The sequence below is a fragment of the Pseudomonas sp. AC252 genome (genome assembly GCF_979258105.1).
Genome location: NZ_OZ409837.1, coordinates 5,064,140 through 5,078,337 on the forward strand (window position 1 = coordinate 5,064,140; position 14,198 = coordinate 5,078,337).

13 protein-coding genes are annotated in these 14,198 nt (G+C 60.3%); 7 read left to right on the plus strand and 6 right to left on the minus strand.

The features are described from left to right. Nucleotides 1-3 precede the first annotated feature (3 nt). Nucleotides 4-1,668: an AMP-binding protein gene (locus ACZZZ4_RS23090; protein WP_463548875.1), complete on the minus strand. Its 1,665-nt coding sequence runs from the start codon at nucleotides 1,666-1,668 to the stop codon at nucleotides 4-6. A 184-nt stretch (nucleotides 1,669-1,852) separates the two neighbouring features. Then, nucleotides 1,853-2,869 carry an AraC family transcriptional regulator gene (locus ACZZZ4_RS23095; protein ID WP_463548876.1) on the minus strand — a complete coding sequence of 339 codons (1,017 nt, stop codon included), beginning with the start codon at nucleotides 2,867-2,869 and terminating at the stop codon, nucleotides 1,853-1,855. 272 nt (nucleotides 2,870-3,141) lie between these two features. Between ACZZZ4_RS23095 and efeU the strand changes: the two genes are divergently transcribed. Genes efeU through efeO (ACZZZ4_RS23115) form a run of 4 tightly spaced genes read left to right on the plus strand, consistent with a single transcriptional unit; the run spans nucleotide 3,142 to nucleotide 7,339 of the window. Further along, nucleotides 3,142-3,981 carry an iron uptake transporter permease EfeU gene (efeU, locus tag ACZZZ4_RS23100; protein ID WP_310408707.1) on the plus strand — a complete coding sequence of 280 codons (840 nt, stop codon included), beginning with the start codon at nucleotides 3,142-3,144 and terminating at the stop codon, nucleotides 3,979-3,981. A gap of 8 nt (nucleotides 3,982-3,989) precedes the next feature. Continuing rightward, the gene (gene efeO / locus ACZZZ4_RS23105) at nucleotides 3,990-5,174 is read left to right on the plus strand and encodes an iron uptake system protein EfeO (RefSeq protein ID WP_463548877.1); all 1,185 of its coding nucleotides are present in this window, start codon (nucleotides 3,990-3,992) and stop codon (nucleotides 5,172-5,174) included. A gap of 15 nt (nucleotides 5,175-5,189) precedes the next feature. After that, complete coding sequence (gene efeB, locus ACZZZ4_RS23110) at nucleotides 5,190-6,488, plus strand: iron uptake transporter deferrochelatase/peroxidase subunit (protein WP_463548878.1); 1,299 nt, start codon at nucleotides 5,190-5,192, stop codon at nucleotides 6,486-6,488. A 26-nt stretch (nucleotides 6,489-6,514) separates the two neighbouring features. Beyond that, complete coding sequence (gene efeO, locus ACZZZ4_RS23115) at nucleotides 6,515-7,339, plus strand: iron uptake system protein EfeO (RefSeq protein ID WP_252887938.1); 825 nt, start codon at nucleotides 6,515-6,517, stop codon at nucleotides 7,337-7,339. Between the two features lie 120 nt (nucleotides 7,340-7,459). Here the strand turns inward: efeO (ACZZZ4_RS23115) and pssA are convergent, their stop codons facing one another. Continuing rightward, nucleotides 7,460-8,803, minus strand: a complete 1,344-nt coding sequence (gene pssA / locus ACZZZ4_RS23120; protein WP_463548879.1) for a CDP-diacylglycerol--serine O-phosphatidyltransferase — start codon at nucleotides 8,801-8,803, stop codon at nucleotides 7,460-7,462. 267 nt (nucleotides 8,804-9,070) lie between these two features. Between pssA and ACZZZ4_RS23125 the strand changes: the two genes are divergently transcribed. The 3 genes from ACZZZ4_RS23125 to ACZZZ4_RS23135 all read left to right on the plus strand — a co-directional run bounded on the left by ACZZZ4_RS23125 (nucleotide 9,071) and on the right by ACZZZ4_RS23135 (nucleotide 11,203). Then, nucleotides 9,071-9,634: a TetR/AcrR family transcriptional regulator gene (locus tag ACZZZ4_RS23125; protein ID WP_463548880.1), complete on the plus strand. Its 564-nt coding sequence runs from the start codon at nucleotides 9,071-9,073 to the stop codon at nucleotides 9,632-9,634. Nucleotides 9,635-9,688: 54 nt separating this feature from the next. Beyond that, nucleotides 9,689-10,168 (plus strand): nuclear transport factor 2 family protein, encoded by a 480-nt coding sequence (locus ACZZZ4_RS23130; protein ID WP_463548881.1) that lies wholly within the window; start codon nucleotides 9,689-9,691, stop codon nucleotides 10,166-10,168. Nucleotides 10,169-10,423: 255 nt separating this feature from the next. Continuing rightward, nucleotides 10,424-11,203 carry a TSUP family transporter gene (locus tag ACZZZ4_RS23135; RefSeq protein ID WP_016774706.1) on the plus strand — a complete coding sequence of 260 codons (780 nt, stop codon included), beginning with the start codon at nucleotides 10,424-10,426 and terminating at the stop codon, nucleotides 11,201-11,203. Here the strand turns inward: ACZZZ4_RS23135 and nudC are convergent. From nudC to ACZZZ4_RS23150, 3 genes are all read right to left on the minus strand, one after another. Further along, on the minus strand, nucleotides 11,171-12,001 hold the full coding sequence (gene nudC, locus ACZZZ4_RS23140; RefSeq protein ID WP_463548882.1) for an NAD(+) diphosphatase: 831 nt from the start codon (nucleotides 11,999-12,001) through the stop codon (nucleotides 11,171-11,173). The genes ACZZZ4_RS23135 and nudC overlap by 33 nt on opposite strands. A gap of 7 nt (nucleotides 12,002-12,008) precedes the next feature. Then, the gene (locus ACZZZ4_RS23145) at nucleotides 12,009-12,821 is read right to left on the minus strand and encodes a crotonase/enoyl-CoA hydratase family protein (protein WP_129999355.1); all 813 of its coding nucleotides are present in this window, start codon (nucleotides 12,819-12,821) and stop codon (nucleotides 12,009-12,011) included. 204 nt (nucleotides 12,822-13,025) lie between these two features. Then, nucleotides 13,026-14,171: a PQQ-dependent sugar dehydrogenase gene (locus ACZZZ4_RS23150; protein ID WP_463548883.1), complete on the minus strand. Its 1,146-nt coding sequence runs from the start codon at nucleotides 14,169-14,171 to the stop codon at nucleotides 13,026-13,028. Nucleotides 14,172-14,198: the final 27 nt, after the last annotated feature.

Genomic DNA, 14,198 nt, shown 5'->3' on the forward strand with positions numbered 1-14,198 from the left:
GATTCAAGCTGAAACGTTGTGCGCCGCGGCCTCTTGAGCCTTGGCGATTTCCTGGTTGCGCAAGATAAAGCGCTGCAATTTGCCACTCGGGGTCTTGGGCAATTCGCTGACAAATTCGATTTCACGCGGGTACGAATGCGCGGCCAGACGCTTGCGCACATGTTGGCGCAGTTCTTCGGCCAACTCCGGCGCGGCGCGGTACTGCGCGCTCAGCACGACAAAGGCTTTGACCAGTTCGGTTCGCTCCGGGTCGGGCTTGCCGACGACCGCCGCTTCGACCACGGCCGGGTGTTCGATCAGGGCGCTTTCCACGTCGAACGGGCCGACGCGGTAGCCCGAGGTGGTGATCACATCATCGCTGCGGCCGACGAAGCTGATGCTGCCGTCCGGGTTCCACTCGACGGTGTCGCCGCTCAGGTAGTAGTGGCCGACGAAGGCCTTGGTCGGCGCGCCTTCGTAGCCGGCGAACCAGCACATCGGCGACTGCGGACGGTCGATGGCGAGAATGCCGGGTTGGCCGACGCCGAGTTCGTTGTATTGCTCATCGAGCACGACGATGCGATGGCCCGGTGAAGCGAAACCGGCCGCGCCGACATGCACCGGGTGCTCAAGGCCGTGGTGGTTGCACAGCACCATACCCAGCTCGGTCTGGCCATAATGGTCGTGGATGACCACGTCGAGGTTATCGGCGAACCAGCGGATCACCTCCGGATTCAGTGGCTCACCGGCGCTGCTGACGATGCGCAGTTTGCCCTTGATCGATTTGGCGAACTCCTCTCCCCCGGCTATCAGCAAGCGATAGGCAGTGGGCGAACCGGTGAGATTGGTGATGCCATATTTGTTGATCACCCGGCAGGTGCTTTCGAGGGTGAACGGGCCATCGTAGAAGGTGATCGGGTGACCCAACGCCAACGGCCCGGTCACGCCGAAATAAATGCCGTAGGCCCAACCCGGATCGGCAACGTTCCAGAACGCATCTTCGGGGCGCAGATCCACCGCATCGCGGGTGTAGCTCTGGAAAGCGACGATGGCTTTGAGTGGCACCGACAGCGCTTTCGCGGGCCCCGTGGTGCCCGAAGTGAACATCAACAGAAACGGGTCTTCGCCGGTCAGCAGAATCGGTTCGCAGACGCTGGAATAGTTGGCCAGCTCAGCCCAGAAGCTGAAATCACCGCGGACAATGCCCTGACCTTTCACACCACCCACGGTGACAATGGTCGGGCATGCGCTGACTTCATTGAGCTTGGGGCGATTGACCGCGTCGGTGACCACCACCTTCGCCCTGGAGCTGTTCAGGCGATGTTCAAGAGCTTTAGGCCCGAATGCGGTGAATAGCGGCTGATACACCGCGCCGATGCGCCAAGTGGCGAGGACGGTGATGAGTAATTCGACGTTGCGTGGCAGCAGGCCGGCGACCTTGTCACCCTTCTGCACGCCTTGGGCGAGGAGAAAATTGGCGAAACACGCGGCTTTGTCTTGCAGATCAGTGAAGGTGTAATTCGCACTCGAGCCGTCGCGACCTTCCCAGAACAACGCAATGCGCCCGGGCAAGGCATGGCGATCGCAGCATTCGACGCAGGCGTTGAGTGCCTCAAGCGTGCCGCTGAGCGACGCGTCGACGGTGCGCTGGTAGTTGAACTGTTCGGTGGCAGACATGTAATCGCGCATTGCCAGAATCCCTCGGTGTTTTTATTAGGCTGGGAACCGTAAACAACACAGGGATAGTCGCGCCGCGCGGGACTCGGGGCAATGGTCAAAGTTATCAAAGTGGCTGACTGGTTTGGCCAAGCCTTGTAAGGGGAATGATCACGTGGCCCTGGGTGGGAGCGAGCCTGCTCGCGAAGGCGTCGGGTCAGACCACCTCATTGAGGATCAGTGTGCGGTAATGCCCCGGATTCGACCCGGACCATTTGCGAAACGCCTTGTAGAACGAACTGGCATCAGCAAAACCCAGCCGTGCAGCAATCTCGACGAAACTGATCGAGGGCTCTGCCAGCCAGGTAATCGCCAGCTCTTTTCGCACGCTGTCTTTCAGGCCCTGATAGGTCTGCCCTTCTTCGGCGAGACGGCGGCGCAGCGTGGACGCCGAAATACACAGTTGCTGGGCCAGCGCTTCGGTTTCCGGCCATTGCTCGGCGGGCAGCTGTCGCAGATCCTGTTTGATCCGGCTGGCCAGGCTGTCGGGGTCGCGGTACTTGACCAGAATGTTGGCCGGCGCCTGGGCCAGAAAGCGCTTGAGCTCTTCGGCACTGCGTTTGATCGGCAGATCGAGGCAATCGGCGGAAAAGATCATTCGTGTCCGTGGTCGCTCGAAACGCAGGTTTTCCGAAAACATCACCCGATAGTCGTCAGTGAAATCCGGTTCGGCGCAGCGCAGTTCAATCGCCAGAATCGGAATTCGCCGCCCGGCCAGCCAGCACGCCACGCCGTGCACGATCATCCAGTAAGTGAAATAGGTGAATGCCCGGCGCGGTTCGGCGTCGTCTTCGAGCAGGACGATTTCGGCCAGGCTCTGCTGATGCACCAGTTGCGCCGGCAGCTTTTCCAGCATCAGTGAAAGGAAACTCAGGCCAGTATCCAGTGCCGCCGCCAGCGTCGGTTGTGCCATGGCGCTGCGACATAGAAACGCCAGGCTGCCGGACTTGAGCTTGCGCGGGTCCATGCCGAAGAACTCGTCATCACCGCGTCGTGCCAGTAGGCGCCAGAGTCTGGCGTATTGCGAAGCCGGCACCCTGCCCTCGTCGGCCGTTAACTGAGCCGGATCGATGCCGACCTTGCTCAACGCCTCATCGCTGGCCGCGCCCGGGGCACAACTCTGCAGCAGCGCTTCGCGCACCAGTTGAATGGCAATGGTGTCTTTTTCCCCCATGGAGCGAGATGAGCCTTGTTATTTTCGGGTGGTGGGCATCTTAACCCAGCTCCTGATTTCACCGCAGGACCAATGTGGGAGCGAGCCTGCTCGCGAAAGCGGTGTGTCAGATAAAGAAATGTCACAGGCATACCGCATTCGCGAGCAGGCTCGCTCCCACAGGAATCACAGTTGTTCAGCTAAGGTTCAGCTAAATGTCAATGAATGCCATTTGGGAATGAGTGTCATTATGTTACAACTTAGCCTCCTATCTAAATCGCTGTGGCTAGCCAATGCTCGTTCCCTTTTTAATCATGTTGCGCGAAGGCATCGAGGCCGCGCTCATCGTTGGCATCATCGCCAGCTACCTGCAGCAGACCGGCCGCGGCCAGTGGATGCCGGCCGTATGGATCGGTGTCTTCCTCGCCGCTGCCCTCGCCTTGCTGGTCGGTGGTGGCCTGGAACTGGTCAGTGCTGAATTTCCGCAAAAGCAGCAGGAGCTGTTCGAAGGCGTGGTCGGCCTGGTCGCGGTGGGCATCCTCAGTTCCATGGTGTTCTGGATGCGCAAGGTCGCGCGGTCGATCAAGCACTCGCTGCAAGCCTCGCTGGATCAGGCGCTGACGCAATCCAGGCATCAGGTGATTGCATTGGTCGCCATGGTTTTCTTCGCCGTCGCTCGCGAAGGCCTGGAAACGGTGTTCTTCCTGCTTGCTGTATTCCAGCAGAGCGACGGCCCGGGCGCGCCGATCGGCGCCCTGCTCGGCCTGATCCTGGCGGTGATCGTCGGTTTCCTGATCTACAGCGGCAGCATGCGCCTCAACCTCTCGGCGTTCTTCAAGTGGACCGGATTGTTCATCCTGGTAGTCGCCGCCGGCATCCTCGCCAACTCGGTGCAGGCGCTGCATGAAGCCGGTCTGTGGAATCACCTGCAAACCGTGCTGTTCGACTTCAGCGCGACGCTGCCGATGGACGGCCCGCTCGGCTCGGTGCTGGCCGGCATGTTCGGCTATCAGGACGCGCCGACCGTCAGCACCCTCGGTGCGTACCTGATTTATCTGCTGCTGGCGCTGGTGATGTTCTTCATGCCCGCGCCTCGCCAGGCAACGCCAACGACTTCCGTTTCCAACCAATAAGGGCACCCATGTCTGACATTCAAACCCCTCGGGCCCTGCGTTGGGCGCTGGCCGGCTCGGTAGTGCTGATGATCGCCGCCGGTGGATTGTTCTGGTACGCCTCGAACATGGCCGCCGCCAAGCGTCAGCACAACCACGACGAAATCATCGTCAATATCCATCCGCACAGTTGTGAGCCGAATGCGCTGACGGTGCCGGCCGGCCGCGCCAGCTTCCGCATCGTCAACCGCTCCGAGCGTGCGGTCGAGTGGGAAATTCTCGACGGCGTGCTGGTGGTCGAAGAGCGGGAAAACATCGCCCCGGGCCTGAGCCAGGTGATCAACGCCAACCTGCAACCGGGCGACTACGCGATCACCTGCGGCTTGCTCAGCAACCCGCGCGGCACCTTGCACGTCACACCGACGGCAGCGTCGGATGCCGCCGCCAAGGCCAAGCCGTCAATGGTGGCGTTCGTTGGACCATTGTCGGAATTTCGCGTGTATCTGGCCGTTCAGGGCAGCGCGTTGATCAAAGCGGCGACGGCGCTGAATCAGGCGGTCGTCAGTGGCGATCTTGCGCAGGCGCAAGCGTTGTACCTGCCGGCGCGTGCCGCGTATCAGCGTCTGGCGCCGGCGGCGCAGCGTCTGGCCGAGCTGGACAATCACATCAATGCCCGCGCCGATTATTTCGAGAAGCGCGAGCAGGATCCGGCGTTTGTCGGTTTCCATCGCCTCGAATACGCGCTGTTTCAGCAGCGCAAACTCGACGATGTCGCGCCGATTGCCCAGCGCCTGCTCGCTGACGTCACCGAGCTCAAACAGCAATTGCTCGCGCAGTCACTGCCACCGGAGCAACTGGTCAGCATCATCGTGCGCAACCTCAACAGCCTCGCCGAGGTACGCGCCGGCAGCGGCGAGGAAGAACGCTACAGCCACAGCGATCTCAACGGTTTCGCCGCCAACGCGCAAACCGCGCGCAAGGTCGTCGACCTGTTGCGCCCAATGCTGAGCAAATCCTCCGCTGAGGTGTTGGCGAACGTCGATCAGGCGCTGAGTGACTTCGACAACCAGCTCAACGCGTTCAAATCCGCCGATGGCTACGTCAGTTACGACGCCGTGACCGCCGCGCAACGCCAGCAGATTGCCGACAGCGCCAAGGCCCTGGCCACGGCGCTGGATGGCATCGACCCCGCCCTCGGCCTTTCCGGCCTGTAAGCAGAAGACGACCCGATGAACGATTCAGAACCACTCAACCTGCAACGACGTCGCGTGCTGATGGGCATGGGCGCCGCCGGTGTCGCCCTTGCCGGATCGGCGCTGAGCTGCCCGGCCATGGCCGCTGCACCGGCACAAGTCACCGAAGCGCCGAGCAGCGACAAGACCGAAGACCGTCACGACTTTCACGGTGTGCACCAGGCCGGCATCGTCACCCCGCGCCCGGCCTCCGGGATGCTGGTGGCGTTCGATGTGCTGGCCAGTGATCGCGAAGACCTCGAGCGGCTGTTCCGCACCCTCAACGAACGCATTGCGTTTTTGATGAAGGGCGGCCCGGTCGCACAGATCGATCCGAAACTGCCGCCGCCGGACTCCGGCATCCTCGGCCCGGTAGTCACCCCGGACAACCTGACCATCACCGTTTCCGTCGGCGATTCGCTGTTCGACGAGCGCTTCGGTCTGGCGGCGGCAAAGCCCAAGCGCCTGCAACGCATGGTCGGCTTTCCCAACGATGCGCTGGACGCCGATTGCTGCCATGGCGACCTGAGCCTGCAGTTCTGCGCCAACACCGCCGACACCAACATTCACGCGCTGCGCGATATCGTCAAAAACCTCCCCGACCTGCTGCTGGTGCGCTGGAAACAGGAAGGCAGCGTACCGCCGCAAGCGCCGGCCAAACCCGGTGTGCCGGCGCAGTCGGCGCGCAACTTTCTCGGTTTTCGCGATGGCTCGGCCAACCCTGATTCCAACGACGCCAAAGCCATGGACCGCATCGTCTGGGTGCAACCGGACAGTGACGAACCGGCCTGGGCTGCCCATGGCAGTTATCAAGCGGTGCGCATCATCCGCAACTTCGTAGAGCGCTGGGATCGCACGCCCTTGCAGGAGCAGGAAAGCATTCTTGGCCGGGTCAAGAGCAGCGGCGCGCCCTTCGGTGGCCAAACTGAAAGCGAAGTGCCGGATTACAGCAAGGATCCGGCCGGCAAGCTGACCAAACTAGACGCGCACATCCGTCTGGCCAACCCGCGCACCGCCGCGACCCAGGCCAACCTGATCCTGCGCCGGCCGTTCAACTACTCCAACGGCGTCAACAAGAACGGCCAACTCGACATGGGCCTGCTGTTCATCTGCTACCAGGCCGACCTGGAAAAAGGCTTTATCACCGTGCAAACCCGCCTCAATGGCGAGCCGCTTGAGGAATACCTCAAACCGGTCGGCGGCGGTTACTTCTTCACCCTGCCCGGCGTGACCGGCGATGACGATTTCATCGGTCGCTCGTTACTGGCTGCCACCTCCCACAACAAAACCGCATGACACCCAACCGACACTGGAGCCGCCCCATGAAAAAGACGCCACTCGCGTTATTGCTGACCCTTGGTTTGCTCAACACCCCGCTGTCGGCGTTCGCCGCGACGGCGCCGCTGGATCTGGTGGGGCCGGTGTCGGACTACAAGATTTACGTCACCGAAAAACTCGATGAACTGGCCAGCCACACCCAGCAGTTCACCGACGCGGTGAAGAAAGGCGATCTGGCCACCGCGCAGAAGCTCTACGCGCCGACGCGGGTGTATTACGAGTCGATCGAGCCGATTGCCGAGCTGTTCAGCGATCTCGATGCGTCCATCGACTCGCGTGTCGACGACCACGAAAAAGGCGTGAAGGCTGAAGATTTCACCGGCTTCCACCGCATCGAATATTCGCTGTTCGCGGAGAAATCCACCCAGGGCCTGGATGCATTGGCCGACGGCTTGAACAAGGACGTGCAGGATCTGCAAACCCGTGTGGCCGGGCTGACTTTCCCGCCGGAGAAAGTCGTCGGCGGCGCTGCTGCGCTGTTGGAAGAAGTCGCGGCGACGAAGATCTCCGGCGAGGAGGATCGCTACAGCCACACGGACCTGTACGACTTCCAGGGCAATATCGACGGCGCCAAGAAGATCGTCGATCTGTTCCGCCCGCAGATCGAACAGCAGGACAAGGCGTTCGTAGCGAAAGTCGACAAGAACTTCGCCACGGTGGACAGGATTCTGGCCAAGTACAAGACTGCGGATGGCGGATTTGAGACCTATGACAAAGTGAAGGACAACGACCGCAAAGCGCTGGTCGGACCGGTGAATACCCTGGCGGAAGATTTGTCGATGATGCGCGGGAAGTTGGGTCTGAATTAAATCTTCAGCGCCTCATCGCGGGCAAGCCCGCTCCCACAGGTTTCTAGGTGTGCACAGGCTTTGTGAACGACATCGAACACTGTGGGAGCGGGCTTGCCCGCGATAGCGATTTCAGCAGCGCTAGAGAATCCTGTAGAGCAACCGCTCAATCCTCACCCGACTCACCCGCTTGAGAAACTTCGCCACCCCTGCCGGGTAATCCGGCAGTGTCTCCAGATTCTGAAAACTGTCGATCCGCGTGGTATGGCGGAAGATGTTTTCCAGCTCTGTCGCCCGCGGCTCCAGCCACTCGCCCTTCGGGTCTTCGATCAGCAGTGCGTTTTCCAGGTCGAGGCGGAACGCCCGTGGGTTGAGGTTGTTGCCGGTCAGCAAGGTGTAGCGCTGATCGATCCACATGCCTTTAAGGTGATAGGTATTGTCGCCGTCGCGCCACAGGTGCAGGTTCAACTGGCCGCTGTCGATGCTGTGCTGATGACGTTTGGCAAAACGGCGCAGGCTGATCTCATACAGATAGGGCAGCGCGGCGATTACCTTGAACGGCTCGCTCGGCGGAATATAGAAATCGTTGGCGGTCTTGTCGCCGACTACGATATCGATCTTCACGCCACGGGCCAGCGCACGGTTGATCTCACGAATCACGCCCAGGGGCAGGTTGAAGTACGGCGTGCAGATGGTCAGCTGCTTTTGCGCGCTGGCGATCAGTTCAAGAATCGCCCGGTTCAGCGGGTTGTTCTTGCCGACGCCGAGCAATGGCGTGACTGACAGCCCTTCTTTACTCGTGCTGCCGGCCCCGGTGTCGTAAGTCGCGTATTTCAGGCGGCTGCGCAGGTCGCCGATGTCGTTGCGCAGGCTGCGTGTGCTCGGCAGGTTCGGCAGGTCGAGGCGATGCACGGCTTTGGATTCGATCAGGCCATGCTTGACCAGATGATGCATCGAATCCGCCAGCTCACGGCTGTGCAGCACGTGGTAGCGGTCGAAGCGGTACTTGTCGAGTTTGTGCAGGTAGACGTTGTTGAGGCTGGCGCCGCTGTAGACCACGTTGTCGTCAATCACGAAGCCTTTGAGGTGCAGCACACCGAACAGCTCGCGCGTCTGCACCGGCACGCCGTAGATCGGCACTTCGCTTTGATGCGTGCGAGTCATGTCCTGATACCAGGCGGCATTGCCCGGTTGCTTGCCGGCACCGATCAGACCGCGCTGGGCGCGCAACCAGTCGACCACCACGGCGATTTCCAGCTCGGGACGCTTGAGCTTGGCGGCGTGCAGGGCGTCGAGGATTTCCTGGCCGGCTTCGTCTTGCTGCAGATACAGCGCAACGATGTAGATGCGTTGGGTCGCTGCAGCGATTTGCTCGAGCAGGCAGCGTCGGAATTCAGCAGCACTGGACAGAATGCTCACCGCCTCGGCGGTCAGCGCGAAGCTGCGCAGTTTGGGCAGCAGAGAACGTTTGAAAAGCAACGGCATAAGGCTCGCAAGGTTCGATTCCGAAGAGTTTGAGAGCTTACACCATCGTCTGCGCCGGGTGTTGTCAGTGTCTATGAACGCCCGGAACCTGATTGTTCCCACGCTCTGCGTGGGAATGCCTCAATGGACGCTCTGCGTACGCTTTGGGACGCAGAGCGCCCGGGCTGCGTTCCCACGCAGAGCGTGGGAACGATCATTCAAAGCGCCTTTATAGACGCCGAAGAAATTCGCTTGACCAAGGAGAACAGTCGTTCTACTGTTCGTCACATGAACGAATCAATCAGCAATGACACACGCGACATCATTCTGGATGTCACCGAAAAGTTGATCTACAAAAGTGGCATCGCTGCCACCAGCATGGATCTCTTGGTGAAGACCGCCGGCGTCTCCAGAAAAAGCATCTACCGTTACTTTGCCGATAAGGACGCGCTGGTGGTCGCCGCCCTGCAACGACGCGATATCCGCTGGATGCACTGGTACACAAACGCTGTCGAACAGGCCGAAACGCCGGCCGATCGCCTGCTCAACCTGTTTACCGTGCTCAAGGGCTGGTTCGACTCGGAAGGCTTTCGCGGCTGCGCCTTTATCAACACCAGCGGCGAAACCGGTGATCCACTGGATCCGGTGCGGCTGGTGGCCAAGGAACACAAACAGAAGCTGCTCGACTACGTGTGCGAGCTGTGTACCGAATATGGTGCCGAGGATCCGCAGCTATTGGCCAGACAGTTGCTGATCCTGATTGAAGGCGCCATTACCGTAGCGCTTGTGATGGGTGATCACAGTGCCGCCGATAATGCGCAATGCATGGCGCAAAAGTTATTGGGCCTGTAACTCTTAATAAGCCGGACTTGTTGTTCATACATCAAATGAATCAGGAGATTGAACATGTCGACTGCAGCCCAGGTACGTCCGCCATTGCCCCCGTTCAACCATGCTTCAGCCATCGAGAAGGTGCGTCTCGCCGAAGATGGCTGGAACACCCGCGATCCGGAAAAGGTTTCGCTCGCTTACACCGTCGATACCAAGTGGCGCAATCGCGCCGAGTTCGCCAACAATCGCGAAGAAGCCAAGGCTTTCCTGACGCGCAAATGGGCGAAGGAACTGGATTATCGCTTGATCAAAGAACTCTGGGCCTACTCTGATACGCGTATCGCGGTGCGTTATGCCTATGAATGGCACGACGACTCGGGCAACTGGTTCCGTTCGTACGGCAACGAGAACTGGGAGTTCGATGACAACGGCCTGATGTTCCAGCGCTATGCCTGCATCAACGACATGCCGATCAAGGAAAGCGAGCGCAAATTCCACTGGCCGTTGGGCCGCCGGCCGGATGATCATCCGGGGCTGAGTGAACTCGGCCTCTAAAGGCTACTCACCCCTGTGTAGGAGCTGCCGAAGGCTGCGATCTTTCGGGACGCAGAGCGTCCCCGGCTGCATTCCCACGCAGAGCGTGGGAACGATCAATCAAAAGATCACAGCCTTCGGCAGCTCCTACACGGGAACGCATTCCAAAATGCAATCGGCATGGCATGCTCTGGCTCGCCGCAACAGTTGGATACAGGTAACATGACCGCCCTCCCCGCAGCCCACGTTCTGCGCCCTGCCGAATAAGTCGACTCCATGCCTTTCGAACTCAGCGTTGACCTCACCACCCTGGCCATTCTGGCTGCCGTTGCCTTCCTTGCCGGTTTCATCGATGCCATTGCTGGCGGTGGCGGTCTGTTGACCACACCGGCGCTGCTGACGGCGGGCCTGCCGCCGCATCTGGTGCTGGGCACCAACAAATTGAGCTCGACCTTCGGTTCGGCGACTGCCAGCTTCACCTTCTACAAGCGCAAACTGTTTCATCCACGCCAGTGGACCCACGCGATTGTCGGTACCCTGGTCGGTGCGCTCACGGGTGCGGTGGTTGCGCATTACCTGCCGGCCGAATGGCTGAACAAGATGCTGCCGGTGATCGTCTTCGCCTGCGGCCTGTACTTGCTGTTTGGCGGCACGCCGAAAGCGCCGCTGGACAGCGATGCTCCGATCAAAAAGAAATGGCAATCGACCCAAGGCTTCAGCCTCGGTTTCTACGATGGCGTGGCTGGCCCCGGCACGGGAGCGTTCTGGACGGTGAGCAGTCTGCTGCTGTACCCGATCGATCTGGTCAAGGCCAGCGGCGTGGCGCGCAGCATGAACTTCGTCAGCAACATCGCGGCGTTGTCGGTGTTCATCTTCTCGGGTCAAGTCGACTGGATCATTGGCCTGTGCATGGGCCTGTCGGTGATGGTCGGGGCCTTCTTTGGCGCACGCACGGCCATTAGCGGCGGCGCCAAATTCATTCGTCCAGTGTTCATCACCGTGGTGCTTGGCCTGACTGTGCGCCTAGCCTGGCAGCACTGGTTCAGCGTGGCCTAAGCGCCGCGCCACGTAGACATCGATCAGGTATCGAGCAATCGAGCGCGACGCCGGCAACGGCGGCAGCTCATGCACGTTGAACCACTGGGCGTCCTCGATCTCGTCTTCCTGACAGACAATCTCGCCACCGGCGTATTCGGCATGGAAGCCGAGCATCATCGAATGCGGGAACGGCCAGCACTGGCTACCGATGTACTGGATGTTCTTCACCTCGATCTGCACTTCTTCGCGCACTTCGCGAATCAGGCAATCCTCGGCCGACTCCCCCGGCTCGGCGAAACCGGCCAGCGTGCTGTAAACCCCAGTGACGAAACGCGGTGAGCGCGCCAGAAGGATCTCGTCGCCACGGGTGATCAGCACGATCATGCTCGGTGAGATGCGCGGATAGCTGCGCAGATCGCACGGCTGGCAATACATCGCCCGCTCGCGCGGCACTTGTGTCATCGGCTGTCCACAATTGCCGCAGAAGCGATGCTCGCGCGCCCAAGTGCCGATCTGTGCGGCATAACCGAGCACTTTGTACAGGGTGTGATCCCCCTCGAGCATGAACGCCCGCAGGCCTTTCCAACCGCAACCGGGCACTTCGCTGGAACTGCGCAACTCGAGCAGATACACCGGTTCGCCATCGAGATGACCAATGCCATGCTCGGCGAGGACCGAAAGGTCCTGGCGCTTGAGCCATTCACGCGGGAACAGCGCGCCGTTGTCATCGAACAGAAAGCCTTCCGGGCTGTGCGCTACGGCCCAGCCGCCGGGTTGATCGGTGTCGAGTACTGCAGTGGTCCAGCGAGAGGTCATGGTTAACTCAATCCAGAAATTCGGGTTTCTGTTTGCTCATGTGGGCGGCCATGGCCACGCGCAGATCGTTGGATTGCAGCATGGCGGCGTTCCAGGTGGCAACGTATTCGAGACCATCGTCGATGCGATGGTCACGCATGTAGCTGATCATTTCCTTGGTACCGGTCACGGCAATCGGCGACTTCGCAGCGATGTCACGGGCAATGTCGAATACGCCCTCAAGCAGTGTGTCCTTGTCGCTGTAGACCCGATTGACCAGGCCCATGCTGCGCGCTTCTTCGGCGCCAAAAGTGCGACCGGTGTAAGCCAGTTCACGCAGCATGCCGTCTCCGATGATTCGCGGCAACCGTTGCAACGTGCCGACGTCGGCGGCCATGCCGATATCGATTTCCTTGATCGAGAATTGCGCGTCCTCGGCGGCATAACGCATATCACAGGCGGCGATCAGATCGATTGCCCCGCCCAGGCAATAGCCCTGAATCGCGGCGAGTACCGGTTTGCGACAGTTGTCGACGGCGTTGAACGAGGCTTGCAGATTGAGGATCTTGCGTCGCAACAGGCGCGCATTGCGGCCCACGTCCTTGCCCAGTTCATTGGCGACGCCGGCGAGCATCATCAGATCGATGCCGGAAGAGAAATGTTTGCCGTTACCGCTGAGGACTACCACGCGGACTTCATCGGTATCGTCGATCCATTGGAAGATTTCGACGATCTCGCTCCAGAACGCCGCGTTCATTGCGTTGATCTTTTCCGGGCGATTGATCTGCACATGCGCGATGTTATCGGCCAGTTCGACGCTGAAGGCGGAGTATTGAGTCATGGCAGAAATCCTTTACCGGGCTGGGAATTAAGGCCCGAACTATAACAAGGCAACAGGACGGCGGTTCAGCCAAATGCGGGACTGCTCTGAGTCTGCGCAAGATGCGCGGGCCTCTTCGCGAGCAGGCTCGCTCCCACAGGGAGACTCATTTCAATGTGGGAGCGAGCCTGCTCGCGAAGGCGTCTGATCACTCACCGCACGCAATCATTTCAGCCCCAGCCTGTACAGCGAGCCATTCTCTTCATCCGTCAGCACGTACAAGTAACCATCCGGCCCTTGCCGCACGTCGCGGATGCGCTTGTTCAACTCACCCAGCAAACGCTCTTCATGCACGACTTTGTCGCCATCGAATTGCAGGCGAATCAGTTCCTGGGACACCAGCGCGCCGATAAATGCGTTGTGCTGCCACGGTTTGAAGCGATCGGCGTCGTAGAACGCCATGCCGGTAACGCCGGGCGATTTTTCCCAGACATGGTGCGGCGCCACGGTGCCTTCAGCAGTTTTGCCCTTGGCCTCTGGAATCGGCTGCATCGAGTAATTGATGCCATGGGTCGCCAACGGCCAGCCGTAGTTTTTGCCGCGCTCGATGATGTTCACTTCATCACCGCCACGTGGCCCGTGTTCGTTCTCCCACAGCGTGCCGGTCCACGGATTGAGCGCCGCGCCCTGCGGATTGCGCAGGCCATAGGACCAGATTTCAGGCCGGACGCCGGATTGGCCGACGAAAGGGTTATCGTCCGGCACCTTGCCATCCGGGAAGATGCGTACGACTTTGCCTTGCAACTTGTCGAGATCCTGCGCAGTCGGCCGATCGTTGTTTTCGCCGAGCGTGATGAACAGATATCCGTCGCGATCAAACACGAGCCGCGAACCGAAATGGTTGCTCACCGACAGCTTCGGTTCCTGACGGAAAATCACATTGAAGTCCTTCAGCGTCTTCAGGTCATCGGAAAGCCGTCCGCGCCCTACCGCCGTACCAGCCTTGCCGCCCTCACCACCACCTTCGGCATACGACAGATAGACCATACGGTCCTGCTTGAAGTCTGGCGACAGCGCCACATCGAGCAAACCGCCCTGCCCTTTGGCCCAGACTTGCGGCACGCCACTGATCGGCTCCGACAGTTTGCCGTCCTTGCTCACGACGCGCAGGTGGCCCGGGCGCTCGGTCACCAGCATGCCCTTCCGATCAGGCAGAAATGCCAGCGCCCACGGATGTTCCAGGCCTTGGGCAACGGTGGTGACTTCAAGAATGCCCTGTTCGCTTTTCAGCTCCTTGGGCGCGGCGGCGAAGGCCGGGGCACTGATCAGCGCGGCGGCGCAGCAGGTGGCTAGTAGGGTTTTACGCAACATGCACGATTCCTTTTGTTCGTGTGAAAG

Bases quoted from the DNA above. Each gene is read 5' to 3' on its own strand.
- ACZZZ4_RS23095 (WP_463548876.1), bottom strand. From the start codon at position 2,869: ATGGGGGAAAAAGACACCATTGCCATTCAACTGGTGCGCGAAGCGCTG.
- efeU (WP_310408707.1), top strand. From the start codon at position 3,142: ATGCTCGTTCCCTTTTTAATCATGTTGCGCGAAGGCATCGAGGCCGCG.
- ACZZZ4_RS23135 (WP_016774706.1), top strand. From the start codon at position 10,424: ATGCCTTTCGAACTCAGCGTTGACCTCACCACCCTGGCCATTCTGGCT.
- ACZZZ4_RS23090 (WP_463548875.1), bottom strand. From the start codon at position 1,668: ATGCGCGATTACATGTCTGCCACCGAACAGTTCAACTACCAGCGCACC.
- ACZZZ4_RS23130 (WP_463548881.1), top strand. From the start codon at position 9,689: ATGTCGACTGCAGCCCAGGTACGTCCGCCATTGCCCCCGTTCAACCAT.
- ACZZZ4_RS23145 (WP_129999355.1), bottom strand. From the start codon at position 12,821: ATGACTCAATACTCCGCCTTCAGCGTCGAACTGGCCGATAACATCGCG.
- pssA (WP_463548879.1), bottom strand. From the start codon at position 8,803: ATGCCGTTGCTTTTCAAACGTTCTCTGCTGCCCAAACTGCGCAGCTTC.
- efeO (WP_463548877.1), top strand. From the start codon at position 3,990: ATGTCTGACATTCAAACCCCTCGGGCCCTGCGTTGGGCGCTGGCCGGC.
- ACZZZ4_RS23125 (WP_463548880.1), top strand. From the start codon at position 9,071: ATGAACGAATCAATCAGCAATGACACACGCGACATCATTCTGGATGTC.
- efeB (WP_463548878.1), top strand. From the start codon at position 5,190: ATGAACGATTCAGAACCACTCAACCTGCAACGACGTCGCGTGCTGATG.
- efeO (WP_252887938.1), top strand. From the start codon at position 6,515: ATGAAAAAGACGCCACTCGCGTTATTGCTGACCCTTGGTTTGCTCAAC.
- nudC (WP_463548882.1), bottom strand. From the start codon at position 12,001: ATGACCTCTCGCTGGACCACTGCAGTACTCGACACCGATCAACCCGGC.
- ACZZZ4_RS23150 (WP_463548883.1), bottom strand. From the start codon at position 14,171: ATGTTGCGTAAAACCCTACTAGCCACCTGCTGCGCCGCCGCGCTGATC.